We start from the raw sequence: 18,173 nt of genomic DNA on the forward strand, positions 1-18,173 counted from the left end.
AAGCTATGCTCTCATAAATTTGAAAGCATAGCTTTTTTATTTTAAATCATAAGAATTTCTCGAATTTCTTCCTCAGTTATGGAGGATAATTTCCCTTCTCCTGGCTCAATTACTTCAGAAATTAAATTTTTCTTCGTTTCTTGTAGTTCATGCATTTTCTCTTCAATTGTTCCGTGGGCTACTAACTTAATAACTTGCACCGTATTTTTTTGTCCCATTCTATATGCTCTATCTGCTGCTTGCTGTTCAACAGCTGGATTCCACCATAAATCATATAATATCACTGTATCTGCACCAGTTAAGTTAAGACCCGTACCACCAGCTTTTAAAGAAATAAGAAATAAATCACCTTCACCTTCGTTAAACCGATTGCATAGCTCTACACGCTCTTGCGAAGGTGTACTCCCGTCTAAATAAAAGTATGGAATCGCTTGACGGTTTAACTCACGACCGATAATGGAAAGCATCTTCGTAAATTGAGAAAAGATTAAAATTCTCTTCCCAGTACTTCTACATTCTTCTAAAATCTCTAACAGTTGTTCAAATTTAGCTGAACTGCCTTTGTAATCATCAACGAATAAAGCGGGATGATTACAAATTTGTCGTAATCTCGTTAAACCAGCTAAAATTCTAATTTTATTTTTACGTAACGTATCTTTATCTAAATGCTTTAACGTTTCTTCCCTTAATTTCGCTAAATATGCAGCATACAATCTCTTTTGATCTGGTAACAACTCCGATGACTGTAAATGCTCTATTTTATCTGGCAACTCATTTAATACGTCCTCTTTTAATCGTCTTAATACGAATGGTTTCACTCGCTTCGCTATATCCTCACGTCTTAAATCACCGAACTCTTTTCTTCCAGGTAATAATTCTGGGAAGACGACATGGAAGATAGACCATAGCTCTTCTAACGAATTTTCTACAGGTGTTCCTGTTAATCCGAAACGATACTCCGCTTGAATCGTTTTCACCGCTTTTGCAGTTTGCGTTGTAGGGTTTTTAAACGCTTGTGCTTCATCAAGAAATAGTGTATGAAACGGTCTTGCATACAACCTTATATCTCTTCTCAGCAATGGATATGACGTAATTATGACATCAAATTCTGCTATATCTTTTAAAATTTTTCGGCGCTCTATTTGATTTCCATCTGCAATAACTGCTCTAATATGCGGGGCGAATTTTTTCAATTCACTCAGCCAATTATAAACGAGGGATGACGGAGAGACGACTAATATAGGCATGTTTTTCTCTCGAATTTCCGGCAAAACAGAATCTATAAAAGCAATGCTTTGCAACGTTTTTCCTAGTCCCATATCGTCTGCTAAAATACCCCCAAAACGATAATGTGCGAGTGTTTTCATCCACTGAAATCCGTATACTTGATACTCTCTCATTTCTGCATTTAACGTATTTGGCACAGCAAACTTTAATTTTTTCGGATTTTGAATATTTTCTACTAACTCTTGAACAGACTCATCTAAACTTAAAACATGTCCTTCGTGAAGTCCGTTCATCCATTTTACACTACGGATAAGCGGAACATTCACTTCTTCCCCATGTAAAAATTCTTTCCGAATACCCGTTTCTTTTACAAATTGATTAATTTCATTAAACTCTTTACTCTCCAGTGATAATAAAGAACCGTTCGCTAATCGGTAATATTTACGTTTCTCTTCAAGAGCTACTAATACCCCTTTAATTTCAGCTTCTGGAATACCTTTTATATCAAAGCGAAATGATAACCAATCAATTCTCTCCTTCCTCCTAACTCTTATAAGAGGAGCTGTGTCTCCTTTATGAATTCGTAATTTGATTGCTGTCGTCGCATAAATATCAACTAAACCTTTTAACGTTGGAACAACATGATATAAAAAATTATACTCAGCTTCTTCATTATGCATAAAATAACCGCCTTCCGTTTTCGCAAAGGCACTTTCACGCATAATGTCTAAAATCTCTTTTTCCTTTTTCTCATCACGATTAAAAACAGACGGCTGTTCATCCTCTTCTAACGGATTAATTAGGACGTTTCCATAGTGAAATTCAAGACCTGCTAATAAGCGATTTTTCACTCGATCTAAATATAATTTCGCTTTTAATGCGGGTGTTTCAACACGATCTGATACTACCTCATCTATTCGCACAGTTCCTAGCTTCATTAACCCTGGTACAACTTTTTCTACAAAGTGCTCCATCCTATCTGCTGGAATATACAATTGGTTACTACTAGAACGATTCATCATTTTTTGTAATTCGATAAGCCGCTTGCAATCCTCAGCGTTCAACTGATACAGTTTCCCTCCAAATAGAGCATAACTATACGTATCCATTACGTCTACTTGTTGTAAGCCGTCAATATAAAGTGTAAACCCACCGTTACTCCCTTTATTAAACTCAAAATGTAAAGGAAGTAGTCCTTTTGAAATTTGTAAACCGTGAAAAGATTGTCCATCTTGATTAAGTCTGACAAACTCAGCTTTAGAAAGGAAAGAAAGCATATCCATCCACGAAGCTGGCGGTATTAAAATCATGCTATCATCTTGTTTTGCATGTACTTCTAGTGTATCTTCATACATTTTTTCATTATGATACATTTTAATAAGTTGCTGAATAATCGTATCCGTTTCTTGCCTAAAGCTATGTACATCTGGTGTGTATGTGAATTCATTAGAACAATTAAAAGGTTCTCTTTTCTCCACATTAGAAAGAAATTCTCTAATATGATTTACGAAATACGTTTTGGTAAGTATCAACTGAATTCCCAGAAGTGCCCCGCCCTTTTTCGTAACTACTGGTGTACAAATAAATTCAACATGAAGTAATTCACGTGTATCAAAGCGGTGTTGTTTACTTTTTGGCCGCAGTGGTTTGTCTGCAAATAACTGAAACATCCCGCTTGTTAATTGTTCATTTCCGCTCATGCTTTCGCTACTAGCGGGGAGCATTCCACCCGTTTGCTGATTATAATTTATTTGTATCAATACTGCTGCAACATGTTGACAATACGTTTGAAAAGAAGCTAACGACGGACAACTACATTTCGCAACAACATCACCTTTTTTAGCTTTTTCTACTGTAACATGAAAATCTTCGTTCCCTTTTACCGTCGCCTCGCAAATTTCTTTATTTTCATCATAATGATTTACTATCACTTTATTTGCTTTATAATAAGCTTCGCCTCTTTTATATGAGGTTTCTCCGCATACTTCTTTAATAATCGATTTGTTTAATGTAAAACTCATTTTTTACACTTCCTTAATTTAAACCAGTTTCTCTCAACTAACATTTTACATGCTCCAAGAGAAAATATAAAATGTAGATTTAACAAAAAAAGATGCTTATTTATAAGCACCTTTTCACTCTATCTCCATCAACCGTTTCGCCTCAAAATACAACACTTGAATAAACTTTTTCGTATTAATTCGCGTATGTCTGGAAGTTGCTACTTCTTCCTTTGTCATTTCTGTCATACGTTTTCTAACTACAGTGAAATCAAAAAATTTCGGAGCATAGCTTTCAAATTTCGGATTTGAAAAATCTGTTAATCCAAGGGAAGCTAAGTGATTTAACGATTGATAAATCGCTCTACGTACCCTTTGTTCAGATGCTTTTCTCTCCTTATCTATATGTGCATCTGAAGCTATATTCTCTAATTTCCTTATAGTTATATGGTGAAAGATATCTTTTAGCGCAGGAAATCCAAAGTCAAATGTTTGTGCTTTTTCTTGTCCATATAAATATTCCAGCATACTAAGTAAATCTTTACTTCCATTCTCTCCCGCAATACCAAGTTCTGATAATAAATAGCGTCCTGAATCCGTTATTTTTTTCCCTTCTTGCATTGGCTCATTTCGAACTTGCGGCTGTTCCCACTTAAAAACGTTATTCAATGATTTTTGAATATCATGTATAGAGCGCTCTAAACGAATACGTTCCATTACTTTACGTACAACAGATATAACCTCAATTTTATTTAATGGTTTTGTAATATAATATTCAACACCAAGTGTATACGCCTCACCTATAAGCTGCTTCGATTCAACTTGAGAAATCATAATAATTTTCCCAGTAAAAGAGGATGCGATATGGCGAACTGTTTCAATGCCGTCTCGCATTGGCATTAATAAATCAATAAATAAAATATCTACTTTTTTAAAATTTAGTTGATCTGCTTCAATAAAAGCTCCGTCTTCCGATTCTCCAATTACTTCCCCAAGATCACCATCTTCAATAATTTGTGAAAGCATGGAGCGGAAAACTTCATCATCATCTACGATATAATAAAACAACTTTATTCCCCTTCCCGCTTTAAACTACACTCCGGCAAACAAACGACAAACTTACAGCCTTCACCAATTTCCCCATCTTCCAATCTTACTTCTCCTCCGAGCTCAGTTACCATTTCGTTTATGTAAGAAAGTCCAATTCCCGTAGATGGTGTTCCTGTTTGATCATACTTCGAAGTAAACCCTGGCTTAAATACTAGTTTCTTATATTTTTGCGCAATACCAGGCCCATCGTCAATTACTTCAAAAAATATACGTTTATCAATTTTATATAACTTAATAATGATAGCACCACTACCCTCAATTGCTTCAACCGCATTTGCAACTAAATTATTAAAAATTGATAAGACCGTATACACATGATATTCTGCATGCTCACCTTCTATATGTTTAGAAAAACAAATATCTTTTTCCAACATTTCAGCATACTTCTCATTTATTCTCACAATCATTTCTGCAAGCTCATGTCCTTCTACATACTCAGCTACATTTTTATCTAATAATAGTTTAGATAGTCCTGCAAAAATCCTTTGATTATCCTTTTTTACTTCGTGCACTTCTCCTGCTATTTTCAATGCTGTTTTACTACTTGAATCATCGTTCGCTTGTAAATTCCGATATAATTGATACGCTTCTTGTGTAATTAACTCCGCATTTTGCAACGTTTTTTTCAAATGAACAGATTCCACATATAAGTTAGAAAGGTGCATCAACATTTTTTCATTTTCTTTTCGAACTTGTGATTCTTTTAATTTTGTTTCATATAAATTCATCATATTTAAAAAACCAAGTGCAAAGAAACTACGGAAAATAGCAATTATGATTAGTTTATTTATTTCAGAAACTGTTATTGTTGTACTGAGCACTACCATGTGATAAATCGCAAGTTCTGACATACTTGCGATAATTTCAATTGTAATTCCAAGGCACCCAATTACAACTGGATTCTGATGGAACTTATTCACTCTACAAAGCGAAAATAAGCTTCCATAAACAAAATAATAAAAGAACACAGGATAGCGCAAATAAAATGATTCTGTCATATAAAATGAACCTTGTAATACCCAGTCAAGACATACACGGAATAAGACTACAGATATACCAACAAGAATACCCGCAACCGCTGCTGGTATTCTTCTTAAAAATAGTAATAAAAAGAAGAAAAGCGGTGTCCCAAAGCTAACGCGAAACGTATCATTAAAAGGATGAAAATTTAGCTCTCCAGCAATCGGAACAACAACCATTAAAATAATTAAAAGAGATATATCTTTTTTCCATAATTGATTCCAATTCAAAAGTGCCACTTCCTATGTATTTTTTCAATATTATACAAGTAAGCCCGTTTATTATTATAAACGGGCTTTTTTCTATATGTTAACCTTTTCTACCGCTTTTATTTGACGATACTCAGGCGTCCACATTGATTCTTTCACTGCTATCTTAATATCGTTATCACTTAAGTTCTCTCTAGCAACACCTTCTGCAACAGCAACTTTCGCTACTTCAATTGCAACCATTTCAGAGATATTACGTAACTCTTCAACTTCTGGCAAGATAGGTGCTCCTGGTTTACTTGCATCTACCATACTTGCAACTGCTTCAGCAGCTGCTGCGAACATACCATCAGTCATAACGCTTGCACGAACAACAATTGTACCAAGACCTAGTCCCGGGAAAATAAGTGCGTTATTTGACTGCCCAATCACATACGTTACACCGTTATATGTAACTGGTTCAAATGGACTTCCTGTTGCAACTAACGCTCTTCCTTCTGTCCACTCGATTAAATCTGCTGGTTTCGCTTCCGCAAGTGGCGTTGGATTCGACATTGGTAATATAATTGGTCTCTCTATATGAGAAGCCATTTCTTTAATAATTTCCTCTTTAAATGCGCCGGCAACAGTAGATGTACCAATTAAAATTGTCGGTTTTACATGTTTCACAACTTCAGCAAGTCCGATCACACCATTTTGTTTCCACTCACTTACTTCAGCTTCTTTTCTGGCATACGGAATTTGGAAATCAAGAAGATCTTCCATATTATCTGTAACTAACCCGCTACGGTCGATACACCAGAAACGATTATGAGATTCTTCGTCTGATAAGCCGACGCGAACCATTGCATCTCTTACTTGGTCTGCGATACCGATTCCAGCTGTACCAGCACCAAACACCACTACACGGTGTTCACTTAATGGTACACCAGAAGCTTTCACTGCCGATAATACTGCAGCAAGTGAAACTGCACCTGTACCTTGAATATCATCATTAAATGTACAAACGTCATGACGGTATTTATCTAAAATTTTTCGTGCATTGCGAGAACTGAAGTCCTCCCAATGTAAAAGTGCTTTCGGGAACTTATTGCCTACCGCTTGTACAAATGTATCAATAAATTCATCGTAAGCTTCACCAGTTACACGTGGATGACGATTTCCAATATAAAATGGATTGTTCAATAATTCCTCACGATTTGTACCTACATCTAAAATTACTGGTAACACACGACTAGGATCGATTCCAACTGCGGCCGTATATACAGCTAGCTTTCCAATCGCAATGTTAATACCACCAACACCCCAGTCACCGATTCCTAATATACCTTCTCCATCTGTTACAACAACTAAATCAATATTATCAGCTGTTGCACCGATATTTGCAAATGCTTCTTCAATACCTGAAGGATCATTAACTGATAAATAAACACCGCGTGGTTTACGATATTCATGGCTATATCTTTGAATTGCTACACCAACAGTAGGTGTATATACGATTGGTAACATTTCACGTAAATGATTTGTTAAAATACGATAAAATAATACTTCATTTCGATCATGTAACGCTGTTAAGTATACATTCTTTAATAAATCATCCGGCTGAGAACAAAATTGCTCATACGCTCTACGTGCTTGTTCATCTAGCGTTAAAACTGCTGGCGGTAATAACCCTTTTAAACCTAATTCTTCTCTTTCTTCTTGCGTGAAAGCTACCCCTTTATTTAAAAGTGGTGTTGATAATACTTCTACTCCTCTTAATGTCGTTTCTAATGAACCATTAGAAGCCACTGTAAACTTACTCATAACATCCCTACCTCTATTCATATATAACATTTCTATATTGTAAACAAAAAAGAGGGGATTGTCCCCCTCTTCTTTTAATTTTTCTTTAAAAGAGTTGCTCCTGCAATCCCTGGATGTGTCATTTCGAATGGATCTAGAATTAACTCTAATTCTTCTTGTGACAATACACCATTTTTCACACATAGTTCTCGAACGGATTGCCCTGTCGCAATTGCTTCTTTCGCAACGCGAGCTGCTGCTTCATAGCCGATATGAGGGTTCACGGCTGTAATAATTCCTACACTCTTCTCAACATACTCTTTTAGGCGATCTTCATTCGCTTCAATTCCTTTTAAGCAATTATCTGTAAAGGCACGGAAACCGTTATTCATAATGCTAATAGATTGAAGTAAGTTGAAAACAAGTACTGGCTCCATAACATTTAATTCTAATTGTCCTGCTTCTGAAGCAAGGCAAATTGTATGGTCGTTACCAATTACTTGGAACGCAATTTGATTAATTACTTCTGGCATAACAGGGTTTACTTTCCCTGGCATAATAGATGAACCTGGTTGACGAGCTGGTAGCATGATTTCCGCTAATCCAACGCGTGGACCTGATGCCATTAGACGAAGGTCGTTCGCAATTTTAGACATGTTCATCATACATACTTTAAGTGCTGCAGATACTTCAGTGTACGCATCCGTATTTTGGGTTGCATCTACTAAATCTTCTGCACCAACAAGTGGTAGTTCACTAATGGTAGCTAAATGTTTTACAACTGCTTCAATATATTCTGGATCCGCATTTAAGCCTGTACCAACTGCAGTTGCTCCCATATTTACTTCATATAGATGTTGACGTGATTGCTTGATACGTTTCATATCACGTTCAAGTACGCGAGAGTATGCTTTAAATTCTTGTCCAAGACGAATTGGCACAGCATCTTGTAAATGTGTACGACCCATTTTAATAACATGATCGAACTGTTCTGCTTTTAATTCAAATACATCATGCATATAACCCATCGTTTGTAATAAGCCTTCTAATGCATTTAATGTTGCAATATGAATTGCTGTTGGGAATGCATCATTTGTTGATTGCGCCATATTTACATGACTGTTTGGACTAATATAATGATAGTCTCCCTTTTCCATTCCTAATAATTCAAGAGCACGATTGGCAATGACTTCATTTGCGTTCATATTCATTGAAGTTCCTGCACCGCCTTGAATTGGATCAACGATGAAATGATCATGCCATTTCCCATCAAGGATTTCTTGTGATGCTTCTGCGATAGCACCACCCTTTTTCAATTCCAATCTTCCTACATCTGTATTAGCAAGTGCTGCCGCTTTTTTTACAATTGCTAACGCTTTAATTAAACCTTCATGGACTTTATATCCTGTAATTGGGAAATTCTCTACTGCACGCATTGTTTGTACACCGTAGTACGCATAATTTGGCACTTCTTTTTCACCTAAAAAATCTTTTTCAATTCGTACTCCATTTTTAACTTCAGTTAATGTTGACATGACTTTTCACTCCTTAACGATTTCTTATGCTGCTTTTGTTTGTTTGACTGTTTCTACATATTGTTTTGCTTTTTCATCATCGAATTCGCCTTCCCACTTCGACATAACAATGGCCGCTAATGCATTTCCTAATACATTGACAGCTGAGCGAATCATATCTAAAATACGGTCAATTCCCGCAATTAATGCGATGCCTTCTAGCGGTAAGCCCATTGATCCTAACGTCGCTAATACAACAACGAATGATGCACCCGGAACTCCCGCCATACCTTTGGATGTTAACATGAGAACGAATAATAACGTTATTTGCTCTGTCAGTGACATGTGCACACCGTACATTTGTGCAACAAACAATGCCGCTAACGCTTGATAAATAGCCGATCCAGTCAAGTTAAATGTATAACCTGTCGGAATTACGAAAGAGGCAACTGCCTTTGGACAACCGAACTCTTCCATTTTTCTCATTATATTAGGTAAAACAGCTTCTGAACTTGCTGTCGTAAATGAAAGAATAAGTTCTTCTTTTAAAATTTTCATTAATGTAAAAATGTTTACGCCAACCATTCGTGCATTAATACCTAATACAATCACAACGAATAGTATAACAGTTACGTATACAGCTAGCACTAGTTTTCCTAAAGGAAGTAGTGTTGCTACACCAAATTTTGCAACCGTAACAGCAATTAATGCGAATACACCAAATGGTGCGAATTTCATCACTTGATTTGTAACCCAAAACATCGCTTCGAGTACACCTTCAAAAAAGTTAAAAACAGGCTTTCCCTTTTCACCGATTGCTGCAACTCCTAAACCGAATAGTACTGAGAAGAATATAATCGGTAATAAGTCACCTTGTGTAATAGACTCAAATATATTTTTCGGTACAATATGAACAATCGTTTCTGCGAAGCCTTTCTTCTCTGTTGCATCTGCTGTTTGTTTATAAGAAGAAATATCACTTTGCTGTAAATTACTCATATCAACGCCAGTACCTGGTTGGAATATATTTGCCGCAAGTAATCCCATTAAAATAGCAATCGTCGTAATAATTTCGAAATAAAGAATTGTCTTCCCGCCCAGTTTCCCAAGCTTCTTCATATCTCCTACACCAGCTACCGCAACAATTAATGCTGAAATAACAATCGGTACTACAATCATTTTAATTAAGTGAATAAATATATCCCCAATTGGTGTGATATAAGAAATTGCCGTTTTATTGCCATAAAAGATTGCCCCTACTACAATCCCTAAAACAAGTGCGACAAAAATTTGTGTTGCCAATCCGAATTTTTTCATTTATGTTCATCCCCTTCATGCGAACGCTTTCATTTAATATTTATAAAAGCTTACTCACACATGATATAAGTGAACCTACAAAATCATACAAAAACCTACAAGTTCGTCACAAAAAATTCAATTTTTTTCTTATATTTTTCATTGACACCATTTTGTTAAAAAGCGATAAAATATACTTGATAAGTAATCGGATTATTTTGTATAATCAAAAAGATATACACTTACAATAAATTGGAATGAAAAGGAGTGGATGTTATGAAAAATTATGTACAGAAATTCAGCCTATCTTCTTCTTTTCTTTTTCATTTTCTCAGCAAGGAACAAGGGCATTCGCCTTTGTTCCTTTTTTATTGCCATTTATATAGGGGGAATTGTTATGAAACCATATAAACGCGTCTTAATTAAACTGAGCGGTGGCGCACTTGCTGATCAATCTGGAAATAGCTTTAACTCCAAACGACTAGAGCATATCGCAAACGAAATTATATCCATTATTGACCTAGATATCGAAGTATCCATTGTCATCGGCGGCGGTAACATTTTCAGAGGTCATCTAGCTGAAGAATGGGGAATTGATCGTGTAGAAGCTGATAATATCGGTACGCTAGGTACGATTATTAACAGCTTAATGCTTCGCGGCGTTTTAACAAGTAAAACAGATAGAGAAGTACGTGTTATGACTTCCATCCCTTTTAATGCAGTAGCTGAACCATACATTCGCTTGCGTGCAGTACATCATTTAGATAACGGCTATATCGTCATTTTTGGAGGCGGGAATGGGCAGCCATTCGTTACGACAGATTATCCAAGTGTACAAAGAGCCATTGAAATGAATAGCGACGCCATTTTAGTCGCAAAACAAGGGGTCGACGGCGTCTTTACAAGTGATCCGAAACATAACAAATCAGCGAAAATGTACAGTAAACTGAACTATAACGATATTGTTAGGCAAAACATACAAGTAATGGACCAAGCCGCTTTGTTGCTTGCTCGAGATTATAATTTACCGGCACACGTCTTTAACTTTGATGAGCCTGGAGTGATGAAAAGAATTTGTTTAGGTGAGCATGTCGGGACGTTGATTAATGATGATGCGTCGATGCTTGTGCATGAAAAATAGTTATTTTCATTAACAAAAGGGTGCCTTTTATAGACACCCTTTTGTTAATCATCACAAATAAAAATCAACCCATCCAACTACTTTCTCTTTACAACGCTCCCAGAAAGATAAGTTGTCAAAAAATGTTTCTGTCATCTCTTTCGAATCACCAATGTCTTGCGTTAACGCCTCATTCACTTGCGCTATGATAGGTCCACCGTGAATATACAAATTCATCTCATCATTTATATAGAAGCTACGTGCAGTTATGTTCGTTGTACCGATAACAGTTAATTCATTATCAATCAGCATTAACTTTCCATGAAACATCCCTTTTTTATAACCATACACAGTAATCCCATTTTTAACAGCTTGACGGATGTAAGGATATGCCGCCTCTTTAATAAGAGGTATATCCGGTTTATATGACCAAAGTATTTTCACTGTAACACCACGCTTTTGCGCTCCAATTAAAGCATTCATTAATTCTTTATTTTTCGCTATAAAATATGGTGTTGTAATGACAATTGAATGCTTCGCTTGGTCTATTAACTCTATATATTTTTCAGCGACGTGGTGTCCATTGTAACTAGTCATAGTATGTAATGTGTTCCCTTTACTAGCTTTATTCGTACTTCTCTTTATATCTTCTTTCGTATCTCGTTTCCAATCTAAAGCAAACTGTTCCTCTAAGTCCTTTGCTCCTTCTCCTCTTATCCGCACATGATAGTCACGCCAATATCCAAAACGCTTATCTTTCCCTAAGTACTCATCCCCCATATTAAAGCCACCCGTATAGCCAATCCCCCCATCAATCGTCGTAATACGGCGATGATTACGATGGTGCAGTGAATAAAATCCGAATGGCAATTCAGGTTTTCTACTATATGTAAAATGTACACCACTTTCCCGCAATTCATTTTTCATCTTTCTTTCAAATGATAAATCATTAATGCGATCAACTGATAAATAGACGTTTACTCCTTCTTTTGCCTTCTCTTTTAATAAGTTTAAAAAAGTATGGCTACTTTTATCATCCGACAAAATAAAAAAATACGTGTAAATAGATTGCTTCGCTTCTCTTACATCAGTAAATAACTTTTTATAAAATGACTTTCCTTCTACATATAATTGAAAATCACTATAATGAGGCGCGTACTCTGTCGGCATATTTTTTCCGGCTTCCATTTTTCTTCCGAGCGTAACGTCAATATGCATCCAAATTAATATAAAAATAACAATAGCCATAATAATAGAAGTAACTCGCAATATTTTTTTAATCATTTTGATTTCCTTCCGCTCAAATTACGTTCTACTCCGTAGTGTTTCATTTAAATATGTTTTCATACGAAATGTAGTTTTTAATTTTTATCGATGTTAAACAGGTAAAGGAGAGAAGAGTATGAGAAAAGGAAAAATCCCTATTATTTTTATCCCAGGTCTTTTCGGTTCAATGAGTAATATTATTATTCCGGGTACTGGTAATTGGAGCTTTGGACTTTCTTCGTTTATCTATGAACCATTCATCATGATGTTAGAAAGTATAGGCTATGAACGAAATAAAAACCTGTTTATCTGTTTTTATGACTGGCGTCAGCGTATTGCTGTTTCTACTCAAAAATATTTATTAAAAACGATTGCTTATGTTAAAGAATTTACAGGGTACGATAAACTAAATTTAGTTTGTCATAGTATGGGTGGACTTCTTGCACGTTCTTACGTTCAAAGTGAAGAATATGAAAATGATGTGGAGCAACTTATTATACTCTGTACACCAAACGCTGGATCTCCTCCCAATTATAGTTATTGGACTGGGGGTAGTCTCCCTGTTCATGCCTCTTCTAAAATAAATATTGTTCATTTTTATATGGAACAGTACATTCACTACGTAAGCACCTTACACAAAATGAATAAAATTGAAGCAATACACCGTTACTTTCCAGGATTACAAGATGTTATTCCTTGTAAAGATTACGGAAATTATTTATTTATAAGATCCGGCTCTTCTATTACATTTCTTCCTTATAACAAGATGAAAACGAAAAATCCTTTCCTCGATACATTAAATAAAAATAGATTTATTATCGAGAAAAGAAATATTGAAACTACACTCATTGCAGGAGATGGAGTAGAAACGATTCAATATTTACAAGTCGTCCCTTCATATTCAAAACTGGAATGGACAGACGGAAAAGTCGTCGGTGATATACTTACAAAACATGGTGATGGTAACGCTGTTCTACATAGCGTTTTTCTTCTAGAGGGAAATAAATATGTTGTGCATGCTTCACATAACGAAGTGCTCTACAAAAGCATTCCTATATTACAAAAGATACTTTAAATTACGAATACAAAAAAGGTGTGGCATTGCGCCACACCTTTTCATTAAATGAAGTTCCTTGCATCATTATTTCTTCCAAACTTATAAATCGCAATTAAGAAGAATGCTATCGCGAAAGCGAATAAGATTAAAATGTTTAAATACAACTCTGAAAACGGAATTCCTTGCTGTAATTTCGAAATCGTGTCCATTAGCCAGCGTTGCGGTAAAAAATCAGCTATTTTTTGTACTGTTTTCGGCATAATATCATATGGAAAATAACATCCCGCTAATAAACATGTCGGTACAATAACAACATTTTGCATCGCATTTGAAGCAGTTGAACTTTTTGAAAAAGACACAATGACTAATGATAAACCAATTGCGATTAAAGCAAATATCATGAGTACACCAATCATCACTGTGAAAGGCATATTTATATTTGTATGGAAAACATACTTCATAAATAATACGGCAATTACAATTTGCACTGTTAGTATAATCATATTCACCGCGACATTAGATAATATAAATTTCTTTCCATCTATCGGTGTCGATAATAATCTAAAATACGTTCTGTTCTCTTTTTCTTTTAAAATAATTCCAGATAAATTCGCTGCCGAAAATAGCATAAACATGATAAGATAACCAATCGTTTGATTTGTCATATCCTTATTTTTCGAAGTATCTTCAAGTGTCTCTGCTTTTACTTTAAATGAACTTTTTTGATAACCAGCGTACATACTATCAAACGTACTTTGATCCGCCCCTGCCACTTTACTAATCGCAGCTATATTATCAACATAGTTATATAAATATGATTTTATAAATACTGTTACTTGATCACCTTTAATCGATGAAACTTCAATATGACTCGGTTTCCCTGCTCGAACACTTTCGGAAAAACCAGACTGTAATGTAATAACACCATCAAGTTTTTTTGAAATGAGTTTATCTTCCACTTCGGATTCCTTAATTTTACTAACATTTACATGATTGAGTCCTTCTAAAAATTTTACTGTATCATTTGCGATAGGCTGATTTTCTTTATTTATAACCCCAATATTTAACGTTCCTTGCCCTACATTACCATATATTGAAAAAGAAATGAGTGTTCCTATTATCGGCAAACTTACAATAAGTAATAATCCTTTTTTATTTTTAAAAAGCGCAGCTAATGTTTTTCGTATGAGCCATAAAATATCTTTCATATTACAGCCCCTCCCGTCTACGTAATGCGATAATCGCAATTAATAAAAAGATTGCTGAAATTCCAAGATTTAAAGAAATAACCGGCAGTGCTGCTCCTATGTCATTTGCATAAATAATTTTCATAATAGCTGTGTTGGCCCACGTTAATGGTGATAAATTCGTAACGACATTTTCTTCCACTACGAAATACGCACCACCAAAAATAGAAGCTAATTGCACAACAACCATAATAATTGCTCTAGATGCCTCACCTGTTTTTGTAATAAATCCGATTCCTAAACCGAAACTAATTGCTAGAAAGACTTCTGTTAGTAAAATAATAAATATGATTCCAAGATGGTCGCCCCAATTCGCTTGAAAAACAAATTTACTAAATATAACGACGAGTAATAGACAAAGTGCATTTGCTACAAGACTACCGAGCACTTTCCCAATGAAAATTTCAGCCTTACTTATAGGTGCTGCAATTAAACGATCTCCTGTTTTACGTACTCGTTCTCCTCGAATTAAAAAACTCGCACCCATTGCAGCATACAATGCAATCATTGTCGTCATTACAACCGCGTAGTAATCCATAGAACCTGGTTTTTTAGCAGCTTGTAAAGATGTTTCTTTAATATAATCATTATGATTTCCATTTGAAATAACTGTGCTACCCTTACTTGGATCTACTTTTGCAACTTCTGCCGCTACATTGTACTTATCAACAAATGTCGTAAGCATTCCTTCAACAATACTTCCTTCAATACTACTTCTGTCGCTTCCGTAAAATTTCGCACCATCTTTATTCAATTCTACATATGCAGCATATTTATTTTGCTTCACTTCTTCTTTCCCCTCTATACCTTCGGAAGCTTTTTTAAAATGGATACCCGATTTATCGACCTCTTTCGTAAATGCTTCAAATGATTGAGAAAACGTGCTTCCCGCTTCATCTTTATAAAGTACTTGTATATCTTTAATCGAATGACTATCGCTATTAAATGCGTTACTTAACGCTGTTCCTAATACAAGCATAAGCACAATCGGAAATGCTAACATAAAAACTAAAGTTCTTACGTCCCTGAAATCTCTTTTAATGTGCATAACTGCAATATTGAAGATGTTCAATCGATGAACCTCCCTTTTCCTATTCTTACAATCACTTTATTTATCTCGTAAGTTTCTTCCGGTCAATGTAAGGAATACTGTTTCTAAATTCGGAGCCTGCTCTTCTAATGAACGAATTTCAATATCATGATTAATAAAGTGTTGAATAATTTTATTTAAATTATTTAATCCTGCATCAGAATTTACTTTGATTACGTTCTCTTCAATTTGAACAGCTTTCACACCGTTTATCTCTTTTAATTTTTCGACGTCTAGATTTTCTACTGACTTCACTTCAATCCAAATGTCTTTCGTATCGGTAATAATCGCTTTTAACTGTTCTTTCGTGCCTTCTGCAATTACTTTACCGTGATCTACAATTGCTATTTTCGTACAAATCTCTTCTACTTCTTCCATGTAGTGACTTGTATAAATAATCGTACTTCCCATTTCATTTAATTTCCGAACAGACTGAAGGATATAGTTTCTTGACTGTGGATCAATTCCAACTGTCGGTTCATCCATAATAATTAACTTCGGTCTATGAGCGATTGCACAAGCGATATTCAGCCTTCGTTTCATCCCGCCAGAAAAGTTTTTCGGGTAACTTTTATGTTTATCACTAAGGCCTACAAATTGAAGTGCTTCCTCTACTCTCGCTTTTAGCTCGGCTCCTCGTAATCCATACAATCCAGCAAAGAATTTCACATTTTCATAGGCAGTTAACTCTTCATAAATCGCAATATCTTGCGGAACGATACCAATATTCATTTTCGCAAATCGATTATGTTTCTTTATATTTTTTCCTAGTATGCTAATTTCACCTTCATTACTTCTTAATAAGCCAGCAATCATATTAATTGTTGTACTTTTACCAGCACCATTTGATCCTAAAAATCCAAATATTTCTCCTTCTTTAATAGATAAAGACATATTATCTACCGCGATGAAATCACCAAATTTTTTCGTTAAATTTTTAATTTCTAATGTGTTCATCATTTCACCCCTATTTCGGTTTCTCTGCTTTTATCCCGCTATTTGCGATCAGTAAGACTCCCACTGATTGAAGTTTCACTTTATTATAAGCAAAAAGAATGAACCTGCTCAGTGCAGAAGTTCACTCTTTCCACATGAGATTATTCACTTTTTTCATATGAGATGATTCATCCCTCATATCGGCAACAACATCGTTACTGAAAAACCACTTGTTCCATCTATAATAATTTTTCCGTTTACTGATGCTGTCCGCTCCTCCATCCCCATAATCCCGAGACCTTTCTTAACAAGAGCTGCACCTTTTCCATTATCCTTTACTTGTACTTTTATCATCTTGTTCAGTACATGAATATCGATTGAAATGACTGTCGCATCAGCGTATTTCATCGCGTTTGTTAGTACCTCCATAACATTTTCACCGATAATCTTCCACTGAATTGGTGAAATCATATCTAAGTTCCCTTTATATACGAATGGAATATTTATATCATGCTTACCAGCAAATTCCTCTATGAACAATTTCATACGATGAATACCAATTTGCTCAGTCGGTGGCTTCATATTTTTTAATGTAACCCGAATACTTTCGATTCCTTCTTTTGAAATGTGAATTGCATTTTGTAATAACTCCGCAGATTTTTCTTTATCTATCCCCATTAATCTCTTCGCTGCTTCCATTTGAATTAGCGCACCTGTCATCGAATGGCCAATTTTATCATGAATTTCTTGAGAAAGTCGATTTCTTTCTTCTAACTTAAATGTGTATTCTGATTGCCTTATGTACTCTTTATTTTCATGTAAACTTTTCGTCAGTCGCTGCATATCTTTTCGCATCTTATCATTTTGTGATTCAAGCTTTAATACGCGCGATATATACCGTTCTGCCATAGTTAATACGAGGAAAGAAAATGCAACAATTAATCCATATGTCATTCGAATACTTTCATCTGTAAATATAATAGGAATCATCATAATGATAAAGAGTTGCCATTTCTTCTCTATATAACGGAATATAATTTCATATAAGTTCAATGGTAAAAACAAAATAAAAAACGGATGAATTTTCCATGTAAATAACATAACTAAACCAATTGACACAGAAGTTAATATGTTTTTGTACGTATCTTTTTTAAATATAGAGATTAGCACGTTTACAGAAAGATATAAAAGCAAAGTCAGTATAATCCATGGTAAGTTCGCAACATTTAAATAAATATAACTAAACACAATATATATAAAGACAATTAATTTACTTACAATTAACCAAAATTCCAT

General features: G+C 35.1%; 13 protein-coding genes. 2 read left to right on the plus strand and 11 right to left on the minus strand.

What is annotated here, in order from left to right:
* Positions 1–41 precede the first annotated feature (41 nt).
* The 6 genes from JDS80_RS04430 to JDS80_RS04455 form a co-directional block, all read right to left on the minus strand.
* Complete coding sequence (locus JDS80_RS04430; RefSeq protein ID WP_199637213.1) at positions 42–3,248, minus strand: DEAD/DEAH box helicase; 3,207 nt, start codon at positions 3,246–3,248, stop codon at positions 42–44.
* A 114-nt stretch (positions 3,249–3,362) separates the two neighbouring features.
* The gene (locus tag JDS80_RS04435) at positions 3,363–4,295 is read right to left on the minus strand and encodes a response regulator (protein WP_199637215.1); all 933 of its coding nucleotides are present in this window, start codon (positions 4,293–4,295) and stop codon (positions 3,363–3,365) included.
* Positions 4,296–4,297: 2 nt separating this feature from the next.
* Entirely contained in the window at positions 4,298–5,596 is a 1,299-nt protein-coding gene (locus tag JDS80_RS04440; RefSeq protein ID WP_199637217.1) for an ATP-binding protein, read from the minus strand.
* A 63-nt stretch (positions 5,597–5,659) separates the two neighbouring features.
* A complete protein-coding gene (malS, locus tag JDS80_RS04445; protein ID WP_199637219.1) occupies positions 5,660–7,372 on the minus strand; it encodes an oxaloacetate-decarboxylating malate dehydrogenase in 1,713 nt (570 codons plus the stop codon).
* Between the two features lie 74 nt (positions 7,373–7,446).
* Positions 7,447–8,886: an aspartate ammonia-lyase gene (gene aspA / locus JDS80_RS04450; protein WP_071745068.1), complete on the minus strand. Its 1,440-nt coding sequence runs from the start codon at positions 8,884–8,886 to the stop codon at positions 7,447–7,449.
* Positions 8,887–8,910: 24 nt separating this feature from the next.
* A complete protein-coding gene (locus JDS80_RS04455; RefSeq protein ID WP_060751549.1) occupies positions 8,911–10,182 on the minus strand; it encodes a cation:dicarboxylate symporter family transporter in 1,272 nt (423 codons plus the stop codon).
* 376 nt (positions 10,183–10,558) lie between these two features.
* Between JDS80_RS04455 and pyrH the strand changes: the two genes are divergently transcribed.
* Entirely contained in the window at positions 10,559–11,302 is a 744-nt protein-coding gene (pyrH, locus tag JDS80_RS04460; RefSeq protein WP_071745067.1) for a UMP kinase, read from the plus strand.
* A 51-nt stretch (positions 11,303–11,353) separates the two neighbouring features.
* Here pyrH and JDS80_RS04465 read toward each other — a convergent pair whose 3' ends face one another.
* Positions 11,354–12,565, minus strand: coding sequence for a phospholipase D-like domain-containing protein (locus tag JDS80_RS04465; RefSeq protein ID WP_071745066.1), 1,212 nt, complete (start codon positions 12,563–12,565; stop codon positions 11,354–11,356).
* Positions 12,566–12,683: 118 nt separating this feature from the next.
* Here JDS80_RS04465 and JDS80_RS04470 point away from each other — a divergent pair, with 118 nt between their 5' ends.
* On the plus strand, positions 12,684–13,622 hold the full coding sequence (locus JDS80_RS04470) for an esterase/lipase family protein (protein ID WP_071770058.1): 939 nt from the start codon (positions 12,684–12,686) through the stop codon (positions 13,620–13,622).
* Positions 13,623–13,666: 44 nt separating this feature from the next.
* On the opposite strand, the gene JDS80_RS04475 is transcribed toward JDS80_RS04470, so the two are convergent.
* From JDS80_RS04475 to JDS80_RS04490, 4 genes are all read right to left on the minus strand, one after another.
* Complete coding sequence (locus tag JDS80_RS04475; protein WP_071745064.1) at positions 13,667–14,812, minus strand: ABC transporter permease; 1,146 nt, start codon at positions 14,810–14,812, stop codon at positions 13,667–13,669.
* Between the two features lies 1 nt (position 14,813).
* The gene (locus JDS80_RS04480) at positions 14,814–15,923 is read right to left on the minus strand and encodes an ABC transporter permease (RefSeq protein ID WP_199637221.1); all 1,110 of its coding nucleotides are present in this window, start codon (positions 15,921–15,923) and stop codon (positions 14,814–14,816) included.
* Positions 15,924–15,959: 36 nt separating this feature from the next.
* Complete coding sequence (locus JDS80_RS04485; RefSeq protein WP_002148977.1) at positions 15,960–16,898, minus strand: ABC transporter ATP-binding protein; 939 nt, start codon at positions 16,896–16,898, stop codon at positions 15,960–15,962.
* Between the two features lie 174 nt (positions 16,899–17,072).
* On the minus strand, positions 17,073–18,173 hold the full coding sequence (locus JDS80_RS04490) for a sensor histidine kinase (RefSeq protein ID WP_098888136.1): 1,101 nt from the start codon (positions 18,171–18,173) through the stop codon (positions 17,073–17,075).

This window comes from Bacillus cereus group sp. N8 (assembly GCF_016483685.1).
Lineage (GTDB): Bacteria > Bacillota > Bacilli > Bacillales > Bacillaceae_G > Bacillus_A > Bacillus_A proteolyticus.

What these genes read in the sequence shown, in the direction of transcription:
- pyrH (WP_071745067.1), top strand. Translation starts at nt 10,559, where the DNA reads ATGAAACCATATAAACGCGTCTTAATTAAACTGAGCGGTGGCGCACTT.
- malS (WP_199637219.1), bottom strand. Translation starts at nt 7,372, where the DNA reads ATGAGTAAGTTTACAGTGGCTTCTAATGGTTCATTAGAAACGACATTA.
- JDS80_RS04490 (WP_098888136.1), bottom strand. Translation starts at nt 18,173, where the DNA reads ATGGAATTTTGGTTAATTGTAAGTAAATTAATTGTCTTTATATATATT.
- aspA (WP_071745068.1), bottom strand. Translation starts at nt 8,886, where the DNA reads ATGTCAACATTAACTGAAGTTAAAAATGGAGTACGAATTGAAAAAGAT.
- JDS80_RS04430 (WP_199637213.1), bottom strand. Translation starts at nt 3,248, where the DNA reads ATGAGTTTTACATTAAACAAATCGATTATTAAAGAAGTATGCGGAGAA.
- JDS80_RS04485 (WP_002148977.1), bottom strand. Translation starts at nt 16,898, where the DNA reads ATGAACACATTAGAAATTAAAAATTTAACGAAAAAATTTGGTGATTTC.
- JDS80_RS04475 (WP_071745064.1), bottom strand. Translation starts at nt 14,812, where the DNA reads ATGAAAGATATTTTATGGCTCATACGAAAAACATTAGCTGCGCTTTTT.
- JDS80_RS04465 (WP_071745066.1), bottom strand. Translation starts at nt 12,565, where the DNA reads ATGATTAAAAAAATATTGCGAGTTACTTCTATTATTATGGCTATTGTT.
- JDS80_RS04455 (WP_060751549.1), bottom strand. Translation starts at nt 10,182, where the DNA reads ATGAAAAAATTCGGATTGGCAACACAAATTTTTGTCGCACTTGTTTTA.
- JDS80_RS04470 (WP_071770058.1), top strand. Translation starts at nt 12,684, where the DNA reads ATGAGAAAAGGAAAAATCCCTATTATTTTTATCCCAGGTCTTTTCGGT.